Origin of the sequence: Micromonospora sp. DT201 (assembly GCF_049841575.1) — a bacterium.
Lineage (GTDB): Bacteria > Actinomycetota > Actinomycetes > Mycobacteriales > Micromonosporaceae > Micromonospora.
In genome coordinates, this window is the sequence record NZ_JBNCKP010000003.1 from 82989 (window position 1) to 100162 (window position 17174).

A 17174-nucleotide genomic window follows, 5' to 3' on the forward strand; every position below is an offset into this window, starting at 1 on the left:
TGTTGTCGTTTAATGGCAGCGTCATTTTCCGAACATAAGACGTTTACCCGATGTGCTAAACCGATGATCCTGGTCACAGTCTTCTGGGGTTCGGCTGACGCGCTGGGGGGGAAGACGGTGAGCACCGTCACGCTCAAGGATGTGACCAAGGTTTTCCGGGATGGCACGCTGGCCGTCGACAGCATCAACCTGGATGTGAACGACGGCGAGTTCATGGTGCTGCTTGGGCCGTCCGGCTGCGGCAAGTCCACCGTGCTCCGGATGATCGCGGGGTTGGAGGAGCCGACCACGGGTGCGGTCATGCTCGACGGGGAGTTGGCGAACGACCTGCCTCCACGGGATCGCAAGATCGCTATGGTCTTCCAGGATTTCGCGCTCTACCCGCACATGACTGTCGGCGACAACATCGCCTTTCCGCTGCGGCTGGCCGGGGTGGAGCCGGAACCGCGGGGTGAGCGGGTCGGCGACGTGGCCAGCGCGCTGGGCATCGGTGACGTGTTGGCCCGCAAGCCGGGTCAGCTCTCCGGTGGGCAGCGTCAGCGGGTGGCGATGGGCCGGGCGATCGTCCGCAGGCCCGGCCTGTTCCTCATGGACGAACCCCTGTCCAACCTCGACAGCGGCCTCCGCGCCGAGCTGCGTGCGGAGATCTCGGGTCTGACCCGGGAGCTGGGCGTCACCACCGTCTACGTCACCCACGACCAGGCCGAGGCGCTCACCATGGCCGACCGGGTGGCCATCATGCGTCGTGGCGTGCTCCAGGACGTGGGCACACCCACCCAGGTGTACGGCCGGCCAGCGACGCTCTACGTGGCCGCCTTCCTGGGCAGCCCGCGGATGAACCTGCTGGAGGCGTCGGTCTACGTTCACCTCGACCGGTACGTCACGCTCAACCTCGGTGAGCAGTCGCTCTACCTGCCCTGGAACGACATTCGCAGTCGGGCGGTCGCCCATTACCACGGTGAGCGGATCGTGGTCGGCATGCGAGCGGAGGCGCTCACCCCGGTCGCCCCGGACAGCCCCGGCGACGTGCTGCGCGGGCGGATCCGCTACCTGGAGCACCACGGGCACGAGTCGCTGGCGTTTCTCGACATCGGTGCGACCGCGATCATGGTCGACGAGATGGGTGCGCCGCTCGAACCACCGCCGGTGGGCCAGCGTGGTCTGCGTCGGTTCGGCTCGGTGATGCAGCGACTCACCGGCAAGCCGGTGGAGCCGCAGGATGTCCCCAGCGGCGGCACCCAGACCAGCGTGCTTCCCGATCCGGGCCGGCACCACCGCCGCCCGGCGGAGCTGGCGGTGCGACTGGCACCGTACCCGGCGGTCAGTGCCGGTCACTCGCTCGCCGTCTCGGTCCGGATGGACGCGCTGCACTTCTTCGACGAGCGTGGCGCCCGGATCGATGTGGGCTGGCGCTGACGACTCGCCGAAGCGGGGGTGGCGGGCGCGCCACCTGGTGTCCTGCCGTCTGCCAACAGTCCACAGTGACAAATCACCGAGACAACGGCCTCCTCGCCCCGGCGGCCGTGCCGGCCCAGGCCCAGGTCGACGCTCCGGTCCAGGCCGTGCCGGCTGCCGTGCCCGCCGGCTCGGTGCCGGCTGCCGTGCCGGTCGCCGGTGAGGGTGCCGAGCCGGTGCCCGTACCGGCTGCAGCGGCGGTGGCCGCGTCGGCTTCGAATGGTGCGGCCACCCCCGCGCAGGCCCCGGCTCCCGTTCCGGCGCAGTGGGCCGGACACCCGGCTGGCCAACCGGCCGGCCACGCGTTCCCGCCCGGTTACCCGGTGGCGCAGCGCCCGTGGGGCACGCCGCCAGTGCGACGGGGCGAGCCGACGCAGCGTCCGGCCAGCATGACCCTGCTCTACATCTGGATCCTGCTCTTCGGCTTCGTCGGCACCCAGCTGGCATGGACGCTGCGCCCGTTCTTCGGCGACCCGGGCCAGGATTTCGCCTTCTTCCGCAGCATCGACGGCAACTTCTACGCGGAGATCCTGCGGACGATCGCCAACCTCTGAGCATCGGCAATGAGGCGGAGGTCAGCATGATCGACACCATGTCGCCGATCTAGGGGTATCCCGCGCCAGGAATGCCGCAATGTCGGCGACATGGAGTGGATCATCTCCCGGGCCAGGCTATTCGTAGCCAAGCCATGTCGCGCCGCCTTGGGTGGTTTGTCTGGTTTGGGATGCCGGGCCCGGCCCGCGCCCGTCGCGTGCGTGGTCATTGTCCCGTCTGGGGTGTTCCGGCCTAACTGGCGGAAACGGGTTTACGGGCCCGGCAGGGTGGATAGATTCGTACCGTGCTGGGCCTACCTGGTCACGTGACCGCCTGTCTCTTCGATCTGGACGGTGTGCTGACGCAGACCGCCCGAGTGCACAACGCCGCCTGGACGCGGACGTTCGACGACTTTCTCCGGCAGCGCGCCGCGGCCTCCGGCGAACCGTTCCAACCCTTCGATCCCGGTCCGGACTACAACCGCTACGTCGACGGTCGGCCCCGTGCCGACGGCGTCCGGTCGTTCCTCGCCTCCCGCAAAATCGTGCTGCCCGAAGGCACCCCGGACGACCCGCCGGAGGCCGAAACCGTCAACGGCCTGGGCAACCGCAAGAACGTCCTGCTGCTACAGCGCCTGCGCGACTCCGGCGTCGAGGTCTACCCAGGGTCGGTGCACTACCTGAAGGCGGCAACGGCCGCCGGGCTACGCCGAGCCGTGGTGACCGCGAGCGCCAACGGGGCTGAGGTGGTCGCCGCAGCAGGGCTGGCATCACTGCTGGAAGCCCGGGTCGACGGGCTGGTCGCCCGGGATCAGGGGCTGCGGGGAAAACCGCACCCCGACACCTTCCTCGCTGGGGCCAAGCTGCTCGGCGTCGACCCGGCGCAAGCCGCCGTCTTCGAGGACGCGCTCTCCGGGGTGGCTGCCGGCCGAGCCGGTGGCTTCGGTTACGTGATCGGCGTCGACCGGGTCGGGCAGGCTGACGAGTTGCTCGCGCACGGTGCCGACCGCGTGGTGAAGGACCTCGCTGACCTGCTCGACATCGCCGAGCCGTTGACTCCGGCAGCCCGCAACTCTGCCGCGCACCACTCGGCCGCGGAACGGGACCCCGCGTGATCCGGGAGCGGGCCTATCCGGTCGAGCCGTGGCACATCCGCGAGACCCGGCTCGACATGGACGTGCTGGCGCAGTCGGAGTCGGTCTTCGCGCTCTCCAACGGGCACGTCGGGCTGCGGGGCAATCTCGACGAGGGTGAACCCCACGGCCTGCCCGGCACCTATCTCAACTCGTTCTACGAGTTGCGTCCGCTGCCGTACGCGGAGGCGGGTTACGGCTTCCCCGAGTCCGGGCAGACCATCGTCAACGTCACCAACGGCAAACTGATCCGCCTGCTCGTCGACGACGAACCGCTCGACGTGCGCTACGGGGAATTGCTGGCCCACGAGCGGATCCTCGACCTGCGGGCCGGCACCCTGCACCGAGAGCTGCACTGGCGCTCGCCCGCCGGCCGGGAGGTCAAGGTCCGCAGCACCCGCCTGGTCTCGTTCACCCAGCGGTCGGTCGCCGCCATCAGCTACGAGGTGGAGGCCGTCGACGGCCCGCTGCGGCTGATCGTGCAGTCCGAGTTGGTGGCCAACGAGTCGCTGCCCGCGCAGAGCAAGGACCCTCGGGTCGCGGCGGTGCTCGAGTCACCCTTGCAGGCCGAGGAGGAGCTGACCACGCCGGATGGTGGCCAGCTGATCCACCGCACCAAGGTCTCCGGGCTGCGGGTCGCCGCCGCGATGGAGCACGAGGTGCACGGCCCGGACCGCACCACAATCGAATCCGAGGGGTACCAGGACTGGGTGCGCACGACGATCGCCTGCGTGCTCAAACCCGGCGAGAAGCTGCGGGTGATCAAGTATCTGACGTACAGCTGGTCGAGCCGGCGGTCGCTTCCTGCCCTGCGCGACCAGGTGGGTGCGGCGCTGGCCGGTGCCCGGCTGGACGGCTGGGAGGGGCTGCACCGGGAGCAGCGCAACTACCTCGACGCGTTCTGGGACGCCGCCGACGTGTTGGTCGAGGGCGACCCCGAAGTGCAGCAGGCGGTCCGATTCGGTCTCTTTCACGTCCTCCAGGCCGGCGCCCGGGCCGAACAACGGCCGATCTCGGCGAAAGGGCTGACCGGCCCCGGCTACGACGGGCACGCATTCTGGGACACCGAGATGTTCGTCCTGCCGGTGCTCACGTACACCCAGCCGAGTGCGGTGCGCAGCGCCTTGCAGTGGCGGCACGGCACGCTGGACTCGGCGAGGGAACGCGCCGAAACGCTCAACCTCAGCGGTGCGGCGTTCCCCTGGCGGACCATCGAGGGGCCGGAATCCTCCGGGTACTGGCCGGCCGGCACAGCCGCCTTCCACATCGCCGCCGACATCGCCGACGCCAGCCGCCGCTACGTGATGGTCACCGGCGACACCCTGTTCGAGCGGGAGGTCGGGCTCGAGTTGCTGGTGGAGACCGCCCGGCTGTGGCGCTCGATAGGCCACCACGACCGGCACGGGCAGTTCCACATCGACGGCGTCACCGGCCCGGATGAGTACACCGCCGTTAAGAACGACAACATCTACACAAACCTGATGGCCCAGCGGAACCTGCTCGCTGCCGCCGACGTGGTGATGCGCTACCGGGACGAGGCGTTCCACCTCGGGGTCACCGACGAGGAGGCAGCGAGCTGGCGCGACGCCGCCACCTCCATGCACGTCCCGTACGACGAGGAGCTCGACGTCCACCAGCAGGTGGAGGGCTTCACCCGCCTCCAGGAGTGGGACTTCCCGCACACGCCAGCGGAAAAGTACCCGCTGCTGCTGCACTACCCCTACTTCGAGCTGTACCGCAAGCAGGTGGTCAAACAGGCCGACCTGGTCCTCGCCATGCACTGGCGGGGGGACGCGTTCACCCCCGAGCAGAAGGTGCGCAACTTCCTCTACTACGAGCGCCGCACCGTACGCGACTCGTCGTTGTCGGCCTGCACCCAGGCCGTGCTCGCCGCCGAGGTGGGCCACCCGGAGTTGGCACACACCTACCTGCGCGAGGCCGCGCTGATGGACCTGCACGACCTCAACGAGAACACCCGCGACGGGGTGCACATGGCGTCGCTGGCCGGCGCGTGGCTCGCCCTGGTCGGTGGGCTCGGCGGTCTGCGGGACCACGACGGCGAGCTGTCCTTCGCGCCCCGCCTCTCCAGCCGACTCAACCGACTGGAGTTCTCCCTGCAGTGGCGAGGGCTGTCGTTGCGGGTGGATGTCCGGCCGCACCAGACGACGTACTCGCTGCGTCATGGCGGCCCGGATGATGTGGTGGAGCTGCGCCACCACGACCAGGTGCTGCGGGTCACCTGCGACGAGCCGGTGACGGTGCCGGTGCCGCCGGCTGAGCCGTCCGGCCCGCTGCCTGAGCAGCCACCGGGCAGGTCACCGCTGCTGCGGTTGCCCGAGCGCATGAACAACGAGTGACGGTCGGGGCGGGAGTGCTCCCGCCCCGACCGCCAGCGCCTACGTCACGTCAGATGGGTTCGCCGGTCGACGGCCGCCCAATCGCGTCCCGGGGCGCCATCGCCCGGGGATCGTCGGGCAGGCGGGCCTCAACGGCCCGGTCCCCGAAGTCCTTGTTGCGCTCGACGTCCTGTTCGCGCCGGTTCCGCTCGTCCATCTGCTGCTGTCGGGACGTCTGTTGCTTGGCCATGGCGATCCTCGCGATCCGTCGGGGCGCGGTGCGCCGACACGGTCTGCGGTCGCTCGTCGCGTACCCGAAGGTCCTTTCCACAAACGCGGCCCGCAGCGGGGCCGCTCGGGTGCGTGCGGTCCGGTGGGCGGGGTACCCGGGCCGCAGGCGAGCACGTGGAGGTGGGGCATGGACGAGCAACGCAGCACGGTGACCATCCCGGTGGGGGAGGCTCAACTCCCCGCCGACCTGATGGTGCCCGCCCAACCGGTCGGTGTGGTGCTCTTCTCGCACGGCAGCGGCAGCTCCCGGCACAGCCCTCGCAACGTGGCGGTGGCTCGTTCGCTGAACGATCGAGGGCTCGCGACGGTGCTGGTGGATCTGCTCAGCCCGATCGAGGACGAGGTGGACGCCCGCACTGCCGAGCTGCGGTTCGACATCGGGCTGCTGGCCAGTCGGCTGGCCGGGATAGTCGACTGGTTGGCGGTCGAGCGTCCCGCCGGTGCCGTTCCGATCGGCTTGTTCGGGGCCAGCACGGGGGCCGCCGCCGCACTGGTCGCGGCTGCGTCCCGCGCGGACCGGGTGGGTGCCGTGGTCAGCCGGGGCGGTCGGCCGGACCTGTCCGGAGACGCGCTGACCCAGGTGCGTACCCCGACGTTGCTGCTGGTGGGCGGCTTGGACGAGGAAGTGATCACGCTCAACAAGCGGGCGCTGGCCGAGCTGGGTGAGGTTGGCGAGCTGCGGGTTGTCCCCGGTGCCACTCATCTGTTCGAGGAACCCGGCACGCTGGAGCAGGTCGCCGACGAGGCCGGTACCTGGTTCACCACCCACCTCAGTCGATGATCAGTTTGGCGATGTGAGGGTCGAGGCGGAGCGGCGCTGTTGGACGGTGTCGATGACACGCCAGAGGACTGCGGTGATGGGGACGCTGACGAAGGCGCCTGCTATCCCCGCGATCAGCGTGCCCGCGGTGACCGCCACCAGGATCACCGCCGGGTGCAGTCTGACCTGTCGTTTCATGATCAGTGGCTCCAGCAGGTTGCCCTCGATCTGCTGCACGGCGATCACCGCGGCAAGGGTGAGCAGTGCGGTGGTGGGGCCGTTCGCAGCCAGTGCCACCAGCACCGCCACCGCGCCGGCCACCGTCGCCCCGATGATCGGCACGAAACCGCCGAGGAAGGTGATCAGTGCTAGTGGCAGGGCGAGCGGCACTCGCAGCACCACCAGGGCCAAGCCGATGCCGAGCGCGTCGATGGCGGCGATCAACATGGTGCCTCGGCTGTACGCACCCAACGTCTGCCAACCGGCTCGGCCAGCCTCGGCCAGCACGGGCTGATTCGGGCCGGACACCCGCGACAGCACCCAGTGCCACATCGACCGGCCGTCCTTGAGCAGGAAGAAGAGCAGCACCAGAGCGAGCAGCGCGGAGCCGAAAACCTCGGTCGCGGTCCGGGCACCGGCCACCGGGTCCGGAGAGCTGCCACTCAGCCCCTGCCGAGCCTGGTCGACCAGCCGGTCCAACTGTGCGTCGGTGACCGGCAGCGTGGACGTCACGAAGTCCCGGCTGCGTTCGACCCCCTGCGTCAACTCCTGGCTGAGCTGGTCGAACTGACTGGCGGTCAGGTTCCACACCAAGGCGCCGACGCCGACCAGGATGCCGAGCAGCAGCAGTACGGTGCACAGCGCGGCAAGTGCCGCAGGCAGACGCAGCCGGCGCAGCAGCAGTAGCACCGGGTCGAGCAGCGCAGTGAGGAAGATCGTGGCGGCCAGCGCGATGGCCAGCGGCGCCAGCAGGACGGCGATCCGGCCCAGCAAATAGAACCCGGCGACGATCACCACCAGGCAGGCGCTCCACAACACCGCGGTCCGGACCAGCCAGGGCAGCGCCTCCCACGTCTGGCGCGGTCCGGGGCCGCCTGTCGCCGCTCCGGGTTCCTCTGCCGCCATGTTGGTCCTCCTCGATCTCGGCGAGTCGGTACCCACCCGGGCGCTCGCCGACACCCCCGTCGTGGGTTCAACGATGTTCGTGGTGCCTGCGGTGGCGGTGATGCCGGACCGGCAGGATTGTCCTGCCGTCGCCGGGGTAACCGCCGCCATGGCCGACGACCGCTCACCCGCCGACCGCGAGCAGTCGCGGCTCGACGAGGCCGCCGAGCGGAGCAGCCGGGCCGTCCAACGGGTGCGACACCGCAGCGGAGAGGCTGGACGGATCCGGGCAAGGCAGTGGGAGGTCACCCTGGTGATCTCCCTCCAGGCCGGGCTGGCTGCGGCGATCGCCGCCCTGCTCGCCAAGAATCTGCTCGGCCCCGGGTCGCACGTCTTCGCTCCCGCCGCCGCCGTCGGTACGATCGCCACCGCCATCGGGCAGCGGGCCCGACGCACCTTCGCGCTGTTGGCCGGAGTGGCCCTGGGCATCGTCATCGGCGACGCGCTGCGTTACGTCCTCGGCTCGGGCCCGTGGCAGACCGGCGTGGTGGTCGCGCTGGCCATTGCCGCTGCGTTGCTGGTGGCCGGTAAGGGCGGTCCGCTTGTTGGTCAGGCCGGCGGTACCGCCGTGCTGATCGCCACGCTGGCCCCGATGGACCGCGGCCTGGAGGTGCCCCGGATCTTCGATGCGCTCGTCGGTGGGGCGGTCGGCCTGGTGGTGGTCGCGCTGCTGTTACCGGTCAACCCGATTCGAGTGCTGGACCGGGCCGCAGCGCCGATCTACACGACTCTCTGCGAGCAGCTCGACGAGTTGGCGCATGCGATCCGGGCACGCGACGTCGACCGGACGATGGGCGTCCTGGAGCGGTTCCGTGGCACCGAGGACGACCTGAGTCGGCTGCACGATGCGCTCAGCGGGGCGGAGGAGGTGGTGACGATCGCTCCGGTCCGCTGGCACCGCCGCGAGCAGTACCACCGGTACGCCCGCAGCGCGGATCACCTCGAGCGGTTGCTGCTGGACAGCCGCGCCATGGCCCGCTGGTCGACGACCGCTCTGCAGTACGACGAGCCGCTCCCGCCGGAACTGCCGGACTCGATCAGCCGGTTGGGTCAGGCGGTGGCGGAGATGCGTAGGGAGCGCAAGTACGGTGACGACCCCTCGCGTACCCGCCGGTTGGTCGAGCAGTGCGCCGAGTTGGCCGGGCGGACCTCCGCGAGTGGGGTCGATTCGTTCGGCGAGTCGCTCGTCACCGGGCTACGTACTGCGGCCAGCGACCTGCTCCGGGCATGCGGGCTCGAACCCGACGAGGCCAATCGGATCGTGCGTCGGGCGGCCGGGGCCGGCGAGGCCGCGGTCCACCCGCCGGTCCGGCGACAAATGAACCGGGTCCGGCCGACGCGAGGCGCCCGAGCTCGTCGAAGCGCGCACCGGGCCTCCCGCAGGCGCAACGAGGGCCGGGCCGGCCTTCCCGCAAGGGAAAGACCGGCCCGGTGAACCATCGGAGGTCAGGCGGAGTAGCCGCGCTCGGCGATCCAGTTGGCGACCTTGGGCAGGCTCACCCAGTACTCGCCCAGCGCCGGGTCGGCCGGGTCGGCGACCCGGATGGTGTCGCCACCGTCGCGGTAGCCGACGAGGGTCAGGTAGTGGCCGCCCTCGTACGAGTGCGGGTTGCCGTCGGTGTCGACCGTCGTGCCCTTGATGTTGGCGACCACCGGTCGGCCGGCGTCCACCGCGGCGAGCACGTCCCGACGCAGCTGCTCGACCTGATCGGGACGGGCCACCGAGTCACGAATTTCGGTGGTCCGGTACTTGCCGCCGGTCAGTTCGTTCAGCACTCGCGTGGTGTCCAGGGCCGAGGGCGTACCCGCCTCGGTGGTGCCCAACAGCTTGGCCACCGCGTCCTGGGAGAGCGCCTTGCCCTGGGCCGACAGGGCGATTCGCGTCGCGGCCGGGCCGCAGTAGTAGAAGTTCGGCTGAGCTTGGTAGTCGATGTCGAGGATCCGCTCGGCGGTCCGGTTGGTCTGGCTCGACGAGGTCGGGGCAGCCTGCACCGGGGCGGCCTGCGCGGCTACCGCCGGGCCGAGGGCGCAACCACCGGCGACCAGTAGGCCGACAACGGACAAACCGCTCTTCTGGACGATCGGGTTCATGATCGAGTCTCCGTTCAGGGGGTTGGCGCCTCCGACTGGCGGAGGGCGGCAGCACCGGGAATGGCGCTCGGTCAGCACAGGGGCGACGACCAGCGGCCGGTCTCGGCCGTGGGCGTACCGGGTTGACAACGGCTCTGCACCGGCAGGCATTCCGCCGGCTGCGGCTACGGGCGTCGCGATCAGGTGTAACGGCCGCCGGCGGGGCGGGATTCCGCTAACCTTTCGCCGCCGGTTTCAGGTCGGTCACACGAGCGCGGGTCAGAGACGGCCGGGCCGATATGCCTCAGAGGCGCACTTACCGGTATGCGACGACCGTCCGGCAAAGCCCGTGCAGGCAGGGGGTCAGAGGCTCCCGAGCAGCCCGGTCACGGTGATCTCGATGACGACCCGTTCCGGGTTCGGCCGTGGGGTCCGATAACGCTCGGCGTAGCGGCGCTCCGCCTCCGCGACGGCAGCCCGATCCGTCCGAACGACCGCCCGGCCCTCGATGGTCAGCCAGCGGCGGCCATCCACGTGGCACACGGCCACCGCCGCGCCCGCCGCGCCGGCGGCGGCCACCTGGCGGGCCTTGCGAGAGTCGCCGGAGGTGATGACCCGGGCCAGTCCGGCCGTCGGATCGAGGGTCACCCCGACCGGTACGACGTGCGGGGTGCCGTCGGCACGCAGAGTTGTCAGCGTCGCGAGGTGCCGTTCTGCGCAGAAGGCGACAACACGCTCATCGCGCACATCCAACCGATGATCGCCCGCCATGCCCGTCCCCTGTTCACCGAACCGACCTCGATCATGGCACGCGGCGACGGACGCGGCCCCGGCCCGGCTGGGCATCCGGCTGATCGGGCAGCTGGCTGCCGCTCGCCCGGCGCTGTTGCACCAGCCGGGTGAGGTAGATCAGCGCGGCGGCCAGGACACCCATGTCATCCAGATAGATCGGATCCGGGAGCACGTCCACCGGGAAGATCGTGTAGATCAGCGCCCCGTAGAAGGCGACCTTGCCGCCGGCGCCGAGCCCGGTCAGCAGCCGTCGCGTACGCACCACCCGCACCGCCAACACCACGGCACCGACCAGCGTGGCGATCGCCAGGATGCCGGCGATCACCACGAGGACCCACGCCTGTCGGGACATGCCGTCACGCTAACCCACCCGACGCCGCGCGGCTCAGAACGCGGGCACCGTCGCGCGCCCTCGGGCGATGACCTTGTTCTCCCGGGTCTGCTCGACCGACGGCCGGGCAACCTCGCTGAGCGGCAGCACCGACGCCGACTCCTCGACCCGTCGCCCAGTGGCAGCGTGGGCTTCCTCGCGCAGACTCCGGGCCGCCGCCATGGCCAACTCCGCCGCCCGCCACGCAACCTGCTCCTGCTCGCGAGCAGCGGCGTGCCTGGCCGCCAGATTGTCCCGAATCGCCCGCTGCAGCACCAGTTCCTGCTCGACCGGGTGCAACCGCGGATCCCAGCCGTCACGGTGCGCGAAGACCTCGCTGAGCTGCTCCACCGACAGCTCCCGCCGCCAGTACGCATCCAGCGCGGCACGGTGCAGGTAGCGCTCGCGATCCACGTACTCGGCGGGAGTTTGGGCGGTGCGCGGCAGGGGCATCGAGGCCGCCGCGCCGAGCCGCCGGACGGCTGCCTCGGCCGCCTCGTACGCCTGCCAGGCTGCCTCGACCGCCTCCTGCGCGGTCACCCACTCCGCCCGACGGCGCTGCGCGGTGGTGGTCGCTCGCGCTGCGGCCACCGCAACCTCCTGCGCGTAGCGGCTCTGCTCCCGTTCCTCGTGCGCCTGTTCGAGTTGACTCGGCATGGCCGCGCGGCGGATCCGGGCGCCCGGATCGAGGCGGAGCCGGCCGGGTCGCAGCAGGAGAACGGAGACAGCGACCCCGACCACCCCGAGCAGGCTCAGCCAGATGACGGCAGCCCGGGACAGGTCAGGCAGGACGGTGGAGAGGATGGATTGCATGATCAGCACCTCGCGGTCGAAGCGGGTATCGACGGGGGCAAGTGAGGCCTGACAGCACCGGTCGGCCGGATGACGGGACGTCTCGTCGGGGCGACTCAGGTGCGGCGACGAATTACCCGGGACCAGGCCCCGGGAATCGCCGGGCCTAGATCAGCGGGTGGGTGGGCCGCGCCGCGCAGGAACGCCGCGGCCGGGATCGATGGCCGGCGCGTGCCCCGGGCCCTCCGCGATCGGACCGGCAACCGCAGCGGTGTCGACCGTGCCAGCCGGCCGGGCGGTAACGGGCTGGCTGGCACGCTCGGTGGCCGGCGCAGCATCGGGGCGGACAGTGGCAACCCGGCTGCTCACGGCGCTGGGCCGTAGCTGCGTCGGGGCCGGCGGTGAGGTCGCGGCGAGAGCGCCGCCGAGGCCGACCGCGAGCACCAGCGCGGTGACCGCCAGCCGGGTCAGCTCACGCAGTGACCGCAGCACAGCCCAGCGGGCTGGGCGGACAGGCGCTGCGGACGTCACCTGACCAACCTATCGCCCACCTCGCCGTGCCGCAGTACGGCGACGGCCCGGTCTGGCGTGACAGCCGCCACCCTGCACATTGTGGACGCGTTGATGGACGAGGCTCGGGACGGACCGTGCCCCGGCCGGATCTGGACCGGGCCGGGGCACGACGCCTCGTTCGTGTGGCACCGCCGCTGGCGAAGGCTCGCACGCGGCGGATCGTGGTCAGTCGCCGCTGCCGAGCACCGGTGGCGCGGCGTTCCCGCCGTCCCGCCACACCATCTCGTCCTCGGTCAGCCAGGTCATCCGCTCATCGGAATCGTCGTCCTGAGATTGACCTTTCCCGCCGAGGACCCCAGCGTTGCCGCCCGCCCCGCGGCCAGAGCCCGGGCGGGTGTTGCCACCGGTCGTGGCTGCCCGGCCGCCGCTCCCGCCGCGCTGGCCGTCCATGCTGCGCCCGACCCCGCTGGCGGAGCGACCTTCAGCCGGGGGAGCACCACCGGCCGGACGAGCCGACGTGGTGGGCGTGCTGCCGCCCGAACCGGCGAGCGCCGCGGTGCGCAGCACCCCACCGGCCGGTGCGCCGCTTTGCGCGCCGAAGAGCAGGCCGGGGCCTGTGCCGCCGCCAGCGGGCACCGTGGTCGGCCCGGACACGCCCAACCCGGCAGCACCACCAATGAGCAGCCCGCCGCCGATCAGCGGATCCGCACCGGCGAGGGACGTGCCGCCGGCAACGTAGTCGCTGCCAGCACCGCCCGGGCCGATGGCGATGGCCGGCGTAGCGCCGGTGCCCGAGCCGTCGTGGCCAGGCACCAAGTTGTCACCGATGACCGGCGGCGGCGGGGCGGCGTGACCGGGTTTCGCAATGGTCATGTCGCCGGTGTGTGCGGTGACATGGGTGCTGTTGGGCCCGGCGCTCGCCTTGGCAACGGCCGAAACACTCTGCGGCGTGTTCCGTTCGTTGCTGACGCTGCTCGGAGTGTCCGGATCGGGAAGGGGCGGATCGACCAACCGGTCGTAGGCGGAGATCTCGTAACTGCTGGCCAACTCGGCCACCAGGTTCACCATCCGCTGGTGGGCCTTCTCCTGCTCCTGCTTGTCCTGCTGGTGACCCATGATGCCCATGACCACCGCGCCAGGCAGACCAAAGGTGGTGGCACCCTTGATCGCGCCGCCGATCGCCTTGTCGTTGTCGTCGGTCTCCTCTGGGCTCTCGGCCTGCTTGTGGGCGGTGCGCAGATGGTCGGCCATCATGGTCAGCCCCTGCTTGATGCCGGCCATCCCTTCGCCCACCGCGTCGCTGTGGGCGACGATCAGGCTGAGCCGCCGATGGAACTCCCGACCTGCCGAACCCGTCCAGGTGTTGCCGAGCTTTTCGAGGTCGCCGTGCAACTCACGGCCGAGACCGTCCAGGATTCCCTTGAGCTCGGCCCACTGGGTGGCAACGCCGTCGATCTGCTCCGGCTTGCCTGCCATCACGCCGTCGTACAGCTCCTGATGGCTTTTGCCCTGGTAGCGCTGGGTGTATTCAGACACGCCCGTCCTCCTTCGGCTGCAACGCCCGATCGACCCCGTTCAGCGCCGCGGTGACGTCCGTGGCGTTGGCGGCGTTACGCGCCTCGGCGGTGCGGTAGTTGGTCAGGATCGTGTTGGTCGCCTGCTGAGCCGCCAGCACCGCCTGCCGGATCCGTTCGGCCTGGTCGACATAGGACTGATGCACCTCGCTGTAGCGACGTGCCTGGTCGGTGGCGTCGAAGAACGAGCCCAATGCCGGAGGGCGGCACTGCATCTCGGTGTTGAGCTTGCGCAGCACCGACTCGGCCTGGCTTAGCCGAGATGCCAGGTGCTGGTGGAAGTCCTCTAGGGACAGCAGGTCGACTTCCGTACGCCCGGTCATGGCAACATCCCCGTCGTTCTGGTTGACAGCCGTCAGCAGTATTCAGATTAGTCCACCGCGGCCACTCCGGGCGACCCGTCAGACCTGCTCAGCTGTCGGCACCTGTCGATTCCATGGGCATCCCGCCGCCCGCCCCTCCGCTCGGCGGGGCGGCAGACGTTGGGGCGACAGCCGGTGGAGTCTTCGACGGCGATGCCGACGGCGGTGGAGTCTTCGTCGGCGATGCCGACGGCGGTGGAGTCTTCGACGGCGATGCCGACGACGGTGGGGCAGCCGACGGTGGTGCGGCCGGGGCCGGCACGTCGGCTGCGAAGACCGCCAACGCGTCCTCGTGAGCCAGGGTGGGTCCGGTCGGGATCAGTGCGAGAAGCGAGCCGGGCACCGCCAGCGGGGTGACCCCGCCGTAGCCGAGCACGGCCAGCGTCTCCGCCGAGCCGAGCGGATACCGAATGCCCTGCGGGCTGATCAGGTAGATCGTCGACCCGGCGGCACCGGACCCGCTGGTCCCGGCACCGGGCGAGGCCTGCGCGATGACACCCTTTCCGCCGGGCAGCAGCACCGCCTCGGCGGTGCGCACGGCGTCCCGCTTGGTCTGGCGCACCGGCACCAGGCCCGGATCGGTCGCGGTCAGCTCGGCGGGCGCCCGGTCGAACACCTCCAGGGTGGTGACCGGCGGGCCGCCCGCGGTGCCTGCCCGATACGTCGCGCAGAGCGTCGTCTGACCCGACCTGGCCGGGTAGAGGGAAGGCCTCGTCGCCGGCAGCCCTTCCTCGTCCACCCGCTGCTCGACATAGAACTCGCCAGCCTGATCCGGCGTGATGTCGGTGATCTGGCCACCGCCACGGACCATCAGCAGAGCAGTGATCTCACTGATTGAGACGAGACCTTCCCGGGTCAGTACGTAGTGCCGCCCGGCGGCTCTGAACACCTGACCGATGGTGGACGGCCGGCCCGCCACGTTCCGGGTGCTGCTCTCACCCTCGCCACGCAGCGACGGCTTGCGCAGCGGTGGCCCGGCCGGTATGGCGTTGAGCAGTTGCTGTCCGACCCGCAGCTGCGTGGCGTCGGGCATCTGCAGCGCCGTGATCGTCTGGTCACCGTCGGGCACCTGGAGTCGGGCGTTGTTGGTGAGCAGGTACCTCTGCTCGTCCACCACGACCAGCACCGCACGGTCGCCCAGCGGCACGCCGCCGGGCAGCGCCCGGTCGATCACCAGCCGAGTGCTGGAATGCTCGGGGTCGACCGGGTCGGGCACGTCGCAGACCGACCAGGGCAGCCCGGTCAGCGACTTGCGGTCCGGCAGAGCGTCCGGTGCCCCGACGATGCCGAGGGTGAGCCCGCGGGGGCGGTCACGCAGTGACGCCTGCGACATCGTCCGCACCTCGGCAGCGGGATCGTTCAGGATCAGGCGAGCCGACGTGAAGTTGAGCGTCGGATGCAACTGCCCGCTCATGAACACGTACGTCGCGCCGGTCTCCCGTTCAATGACCAGGCTCTGGTCCGTCAGGGGCGCGGCGTTGCCGGTCAACTGGCCGTACGCACCTACCCCGCCGAGCACGATGGCGGCGGTGATGACACTGCCGAAGACAGCCATGCCGAGCCGTCGCATCGGCAGGTTGGTGGTCTCCGGGTCGCCCGACAGCAAAGCGGAGACGATCCGGCGGGTGACGAAGCGGTACGCCTGCACCTGATCGCGGCGGGTCCGCATGACTTACCTCCGGCGGGGTGGATCCGCGACGATCAGGTCGGAGCGCCGTCGCGGGTTTCCCTACGATAAGGGGCCGACGGTGTTTGCTTGTGACCACCGCTCGTGGCCGGCACCGGACCGACCCGGTGCAGAGCCGTACCGTGCAGGAGGGACAGTCAGCGATGACGCAGGTTCAGGCGCGACCCGCCCGAGCGGCCACGGACCAGACCGACGTTGCGACGCGGTCGACGCCGCCGACCGACCGACCCGGCCGTGGACGGGTTGGTCCCATGTTGGTGGGGCAAGTCGTCGTGCTGGAGTTGTGCGCGGTCGGCGTCTGGGCCGCGTCGGCCGGGCCCAGCTGGCTGCTCGCCGCGATGGGTGGCGTTGCGGTGCTGATCGTCGCGGCCACCTTCGCTCGCCGAGGCGGCCGTTGGTGGTTCGAGGACCTGCTGCTGCGCCGACGGATGCGGCGACGCGGCGAACGCGCGGCAGCCGCGCTGGGTGGCGGCACGGCTACCGACCCGCGGCTGGCGGCGCTCGCCCCCGAGCTGAGCATCATCGAGTTGACCGACCGTGGCACCCGGCTGGGCATCGGACAGGACGACCAGGGCTGGTTCGCCGCGGTCGCGCTGCAGGCTGCAAGCGGTGCGACGGTCGGTTCGGTGAGCGCCGCCACGGTCGACCGCGTGCTACAGGTGCTCGGGGAGTTCAGCGCCCCGGTCTCCCGGACCCAGGTCGTCGCACACACCATGGTCTGGTATCCGGCACCCGGTGCCCCGCCTGCGGCGCACCGGACCGTCTGGGTGGCGCTGCGGCTCACCATCCGCGACGCCCGGGTGGAGGCGGTGAGCCGGGGCGGCGGGCTCCCCGGTGTGCACCGGACCGTGGCTGCCGGGATCGGTCGGCTGGGTAAGGCGCTCACCTCCGCGGGCCTGGCTTACCGGCCGCTGGGCCGTGAGGAGTTGCGCACGGCCATCGTCTCGGCCGCCGGGTTGGACCTGGGGCCGGAGGCACCCGCGGAAACCTGGCGAGGGCTGCGCGGCGGCGGCTGGACCCACCGTTGCATGGTTCTGCGAGGCCGTTCGGACGTGCCGCTCGGCCCGCTCGTGGACGCGATCACCGCGACCTCGGCGCCGTCGCACACGGTGGCCGCCACGGTATCGGGGGATGGCCGGGTTGCGGCGCCGCTGCTGCGGGTCGCGGCGACGGACAACCACGTCGAGGCGCTGGTCAAGGTGGTCCGAGACGTCGCGCAACGGACGGGCTCGGCCACTCGACCCATGGACGGTCAGCACGGTCCGGGCGTCTATGCCACCGCGCCGGTCGCATCGGCGCTTGGCGAGTCCACCCGAACGCAACCGCGCTGACCGGCGCGACG

At 70.8% G+C, this 17174-nt stretch carries 17 protein-coding genes; 7 read left to right on the top strand and 10 right to left on the bottom strand.

The features are described 5' to 3' along the window. The first annotated feature begins 117 nt into the window (after positions 1 to 117). The 4 genes from ACLQ28_RS07325 to ACLQ28_RS07340 all read left to right on the top strand — a co-directional run bounded on the left by ACLQ28_RS07325 (position 118) and on the right by ACLQ28_RS07340 (position 5478). Complete coding sequence (locus tag ACLQ28_RS07325; RefSeq protein WP_425685806.1) at positions 118 to 1416, top strand: ABC transporter ATP-binding protein; 1299 nt, start codon at positions 118 to 120, stop codon at positions 1414 to 1416. Between the two features lie 65 nt (positions 1417 to 1481). Next, positions 1482 to 2009 carry a hypothetical protein gene (locus tag ACLQ28_RS07330; protein WP_425685434.1) on the top strand — a complete coding sequence of 176 codons (528 nt, stop codon included), beginning with the start codon at positions 1482 to 1484 and terminating at the stop codon, positions 2007 to 2009. Between the two features lie 284 nt (positions 2010 to 2293). Continuing rightward, positions 2294 to 3103, top strand: a complete 810-nt coding sequence (locus ACLQ28_RS07335; protein WP_425685435.1) for an HAD family hydrolase — start codon at positions 2294 to 2296, stop codon at positions 3101 to 3103. Next, on the top strand, positions 3100 to 5478 hold the full coding sequence (locus tag ACLQ28_RS07340) for a glycoside hydrolase family 65 protein (RefSeq protein ID WP_425685436.1): 2379 nt from the start codon (positions 3100 to 3102) through the stop codon (positions 5476 to 5478). Before ACLQ28_RS07335 ends, ACLQ28_RS07340 begins: the two co-directional genes overlap by 4 nt. Before the next feature lie 49 nt (positions 5479 to 5527). On the opposite strand, the gene ACLQ28_RS07345 is transcribed toward ACLQ28_RS07340, so the two are convergent. Further along, positions 5528 to 5707 carry a hypothetical protein gene (locus ACLQ28_RS07345; RefSeq protein WP_204943110.1) on the bottom strand — a complete coding sequence of 60 codons (180 nt, stop codon included), beginning with the start codon at positions 5705 to 5707 and terminating at the stop codon, positions 5528 to 5530. A 168-nt stretch (positions 5708 to 5875) separates the two neighbouring features. Here ACLQ28_RS07345 and ACLQ28_RS07350 point away from each other — a divergent pair, with 168 nt between their 5' ends. Beyond that, positions 5876 to 6529 carry a dienelactone hydrolase family protein gene (locus ACLQ28_RS07350; protein ID WP_425685437.1) on the top strand — a complete coding sequence of 218 codons (654 nt, stop codon included), beginning with the start codon at positions 5876 to 5878 and terminating at the stop codon, positions 6527 to 6529. Here the strand turns inward: ACLQ28_RS07350 and ACLQ28_RS07355 are convergent, their stop codons facing one another. Further along, the gene (locus ACLQ28_RS07355) at positions 6530 to 7633 is read right to left on the bottom strand and encodes an AI-2E family transporter (RefSeq protein ID WP_425685438.1); all 1104 of its coding nucleotides are present in this window, start codon (positions 7631 to 7633) and stop codon (positions 6530 to 6532) included. Between ACLQ28_RS07355 and ACLQ28_RS07360 the strand changes: the two genes are divergently transcribed. Continuing rightward, positions 7632 to 9107: an FUSC family protein gene (locus ACLQ28_RS07360; RefSeq protein ID WP_425685439.1), complete on the top strand. Its 1476-nt coding sequence runs from the start codon at positions 7632 to 7634 to the stop codon at positions 9105 to 9107. The two genes, ACLQ28_RS07355 and ACLQ28_RS07360, sit on opposite strands and share 2 nt — an antisense overlap. 11 nt (positions 9108 to 9118) lie before the next feature. Here ACLQ28_RS07360 and ACLQ28_RS07365 read toward each other — a convergent pair whose 3' ends face one another. The 8 genes from ACLQ28_RS07365 to eccB all read right to left on the bottom strand — a co-directional run bounded on the left by ACLQ28_RS07365 (position 9119) and on the right by eccB (position 15814). Then, positions 9119 to 9763: a C39 family peptidase gene (locus ACLQ28_RS07365; protein WP_425685440.1), complete on the bottom strand. Its 645-nt coding sequence runs from the start codon at positions 9761 to 9763 to the stop codon at positions 9119 to 9121. Positions 9764 to 10105: 342 nt separating this feature from the next. Further along, positions 10106 to 10513 (bottom strand): pyridoxamine 5'-phosphate oxidase family protein, encoded by a 408-nt coding sequence (locus ACLQ28_RS07370; RefSeq protein ID WP_425685441.1) that lies wholly within the window; start codon positions 10511 to 10513, stop codon positions 10106 to 10108. A 31-nt stretch (positions 10514 to 10544) separates the two neighbouring features. Next, positions 10545 to 10886 (bottom strand): hypothetical protein, encoded by a 342-nt coding sequence (locus ACLQ28_RS07375; RefSeq protein WP_425685442.1) that lies wholly within the window; start codon positions 10884 to 10886, stop codon positions 10545 to 10547. A 33-nt stretch (positions 10887 to 10919) separates the two neighbouring features. Continuing rightward, positions 10920 to 11717: a hypothetical protein gene (locus tag ACLQ28_RS07380; RefSeq protein ID WP_425685443.1), complete on the bottom strand. Its 798-nt coding sequence runs from the start codon at positions 11715 to 11717 to the stop codon at positions 10920 to 10922. Positions 11718 to 11867: 150 nt separating this feature from the next. Then, a complete protein-coding gene (locus ACLQ28_RS07385; protein ID WP_425685444.1) occupies positions 11868 to 12227 on the bottom strand; it encodes a hypothetical protein in 360 nt (119 codons plus the stop codon). Positions 12228 to 12434: 207 nt separating this feature from the next. Then, positions 12435 to 13745, bottom strand: a complete 1311-nt coding sequence (locus ACLQ28_RS07390; protein ID WP_425685445.1) for a WXG100 family type VII secretion target — start codon at positions 13743 to 13745, stop codon at positions 12435 to 12437. Next, entirely contained in the window at positions 13738 to 14106 is a 369-nt protein-coding gene (locus tag ACLQ28_RS07395) for a hypothetical protein (RefSeq protein WP_425685446.1), read from the bottom strand. The genes ACLQ28_RS07390 and ACLQ28_RS07395 overlap by 8 nt, the downstream gene beginning before the upstream one ends. Positions 14107 to 14194: 88 nt before the next feature. Next, positions 14195 to 15814 (bottom strand): type VII secretion protein EccB, encoded by a 1620-nt coding sequence (gene eccB, locus ACLQ28_RS07400; RefSeq protein WP_425685447.1) that lies wholly within the window; start codon positions 15812 to 15814, stop codon positions 14195 to 14197. Between the two features lie 269 nt (positions 15815 to 16083). Between eccB and ACLQ28_RS07405 the strand changes: the two genes are divergently transcribed. Further along, entirely contained in the window at positions 16084 to 17163 is a 1080-nt protein-coding gene (locus ACLQ28_RS07405) for a type VII secretion protein EccE (RefSeq protein ID WP_425685448.1), read from the top strand. Positions 17164 to 17174 lie beyond the last annotated feature (11 nt).

Excerpts from the sequence above, each read along its gene's own strand:
- ACLQ28_RS07360 (WP_425685439.1), top strand. The coding sequence starts at position 7,632 with ATGTTGGTCCTCCTCGATCTCGGCGAGTCGGTACCCACCCGGGCGCTC.
- ACLQ28_RS07380 (WP_425685443.1), bottom strand. The coding sequence starts at position 11,717 with ATGCAATCCATCCTCTCCACCGTCCTGCCTGACCTGTCCCGGGCTGCC.
- ACLQ28_RS07375 (WP_425685442.1), bottom strand. The coding sequence starts at position 10,886 with ATGTCCCGACAGGCGTGGGTCCTCGTGGTGATCGCCGGCATCCTGGCG.
- ACLQ28_RS07395 (WP_425685446.1), bottom strand. The coding sequence starts at position 14,106 with ATGACCGGGCGTACGGAAGTCGACCTGCTGTCCCTAGAGGACTTCCAC.
- ACLQ28_RS07355 (WP_425685438.1), bottom strand. The coding sequence starts at position 7,633 with ATGGCGGCAGAGGAACCCGGAGCGGCGACAGGCGGCCCCGGACCGCGC.
- ACLQ28_RS07350 (WP_425685437.1), top strand. The coding sequence starts at position 5,876 with ATGGACGAGCAACGCAGCACGGTGACCATCCCGGTGGGGGAGGCTCAA.
- ACLQ28_RS07405 (WP_425685448.1), top strand. The coding sequence starts at position 16,084 with ATGTTGGTGGGGCAAGTCGTCGTGCTGGAGTTGTGCGCGGTCGGCGTC.
- eccB (WP_425685447.1), bottom strand. The coding sequence starts at position 15,814 with ATGCGGACCCGCCGCGATCAGGTGCAGGCGTACCGCTTCGTCACCCGC.
- ACLQ28_RS07370 (WP_425685441.1), bottom strand. The coding sequence starts at position 10,513 with ATGGCGGGCGATCATCGGTTGGATGTGCGCGATGAGCGTGTTGTCGCC.
- ACLQ28_RS07345 (WP_204943110.1), bottom strand. The coding sequence starts at position 5,707 with ATGGCCAAGCAACAGACGTCCCGACAGCAGCAGATGGACGAGCGGAAC.
- ACLQ28_RS07365 (WP_425685440.1), bottom strand. The coding sequence starts at position 9,763 with ATGAACCCGATCGTCCAGAAGAGCGGTTTGTCCGTTGTCGGCCTACTG.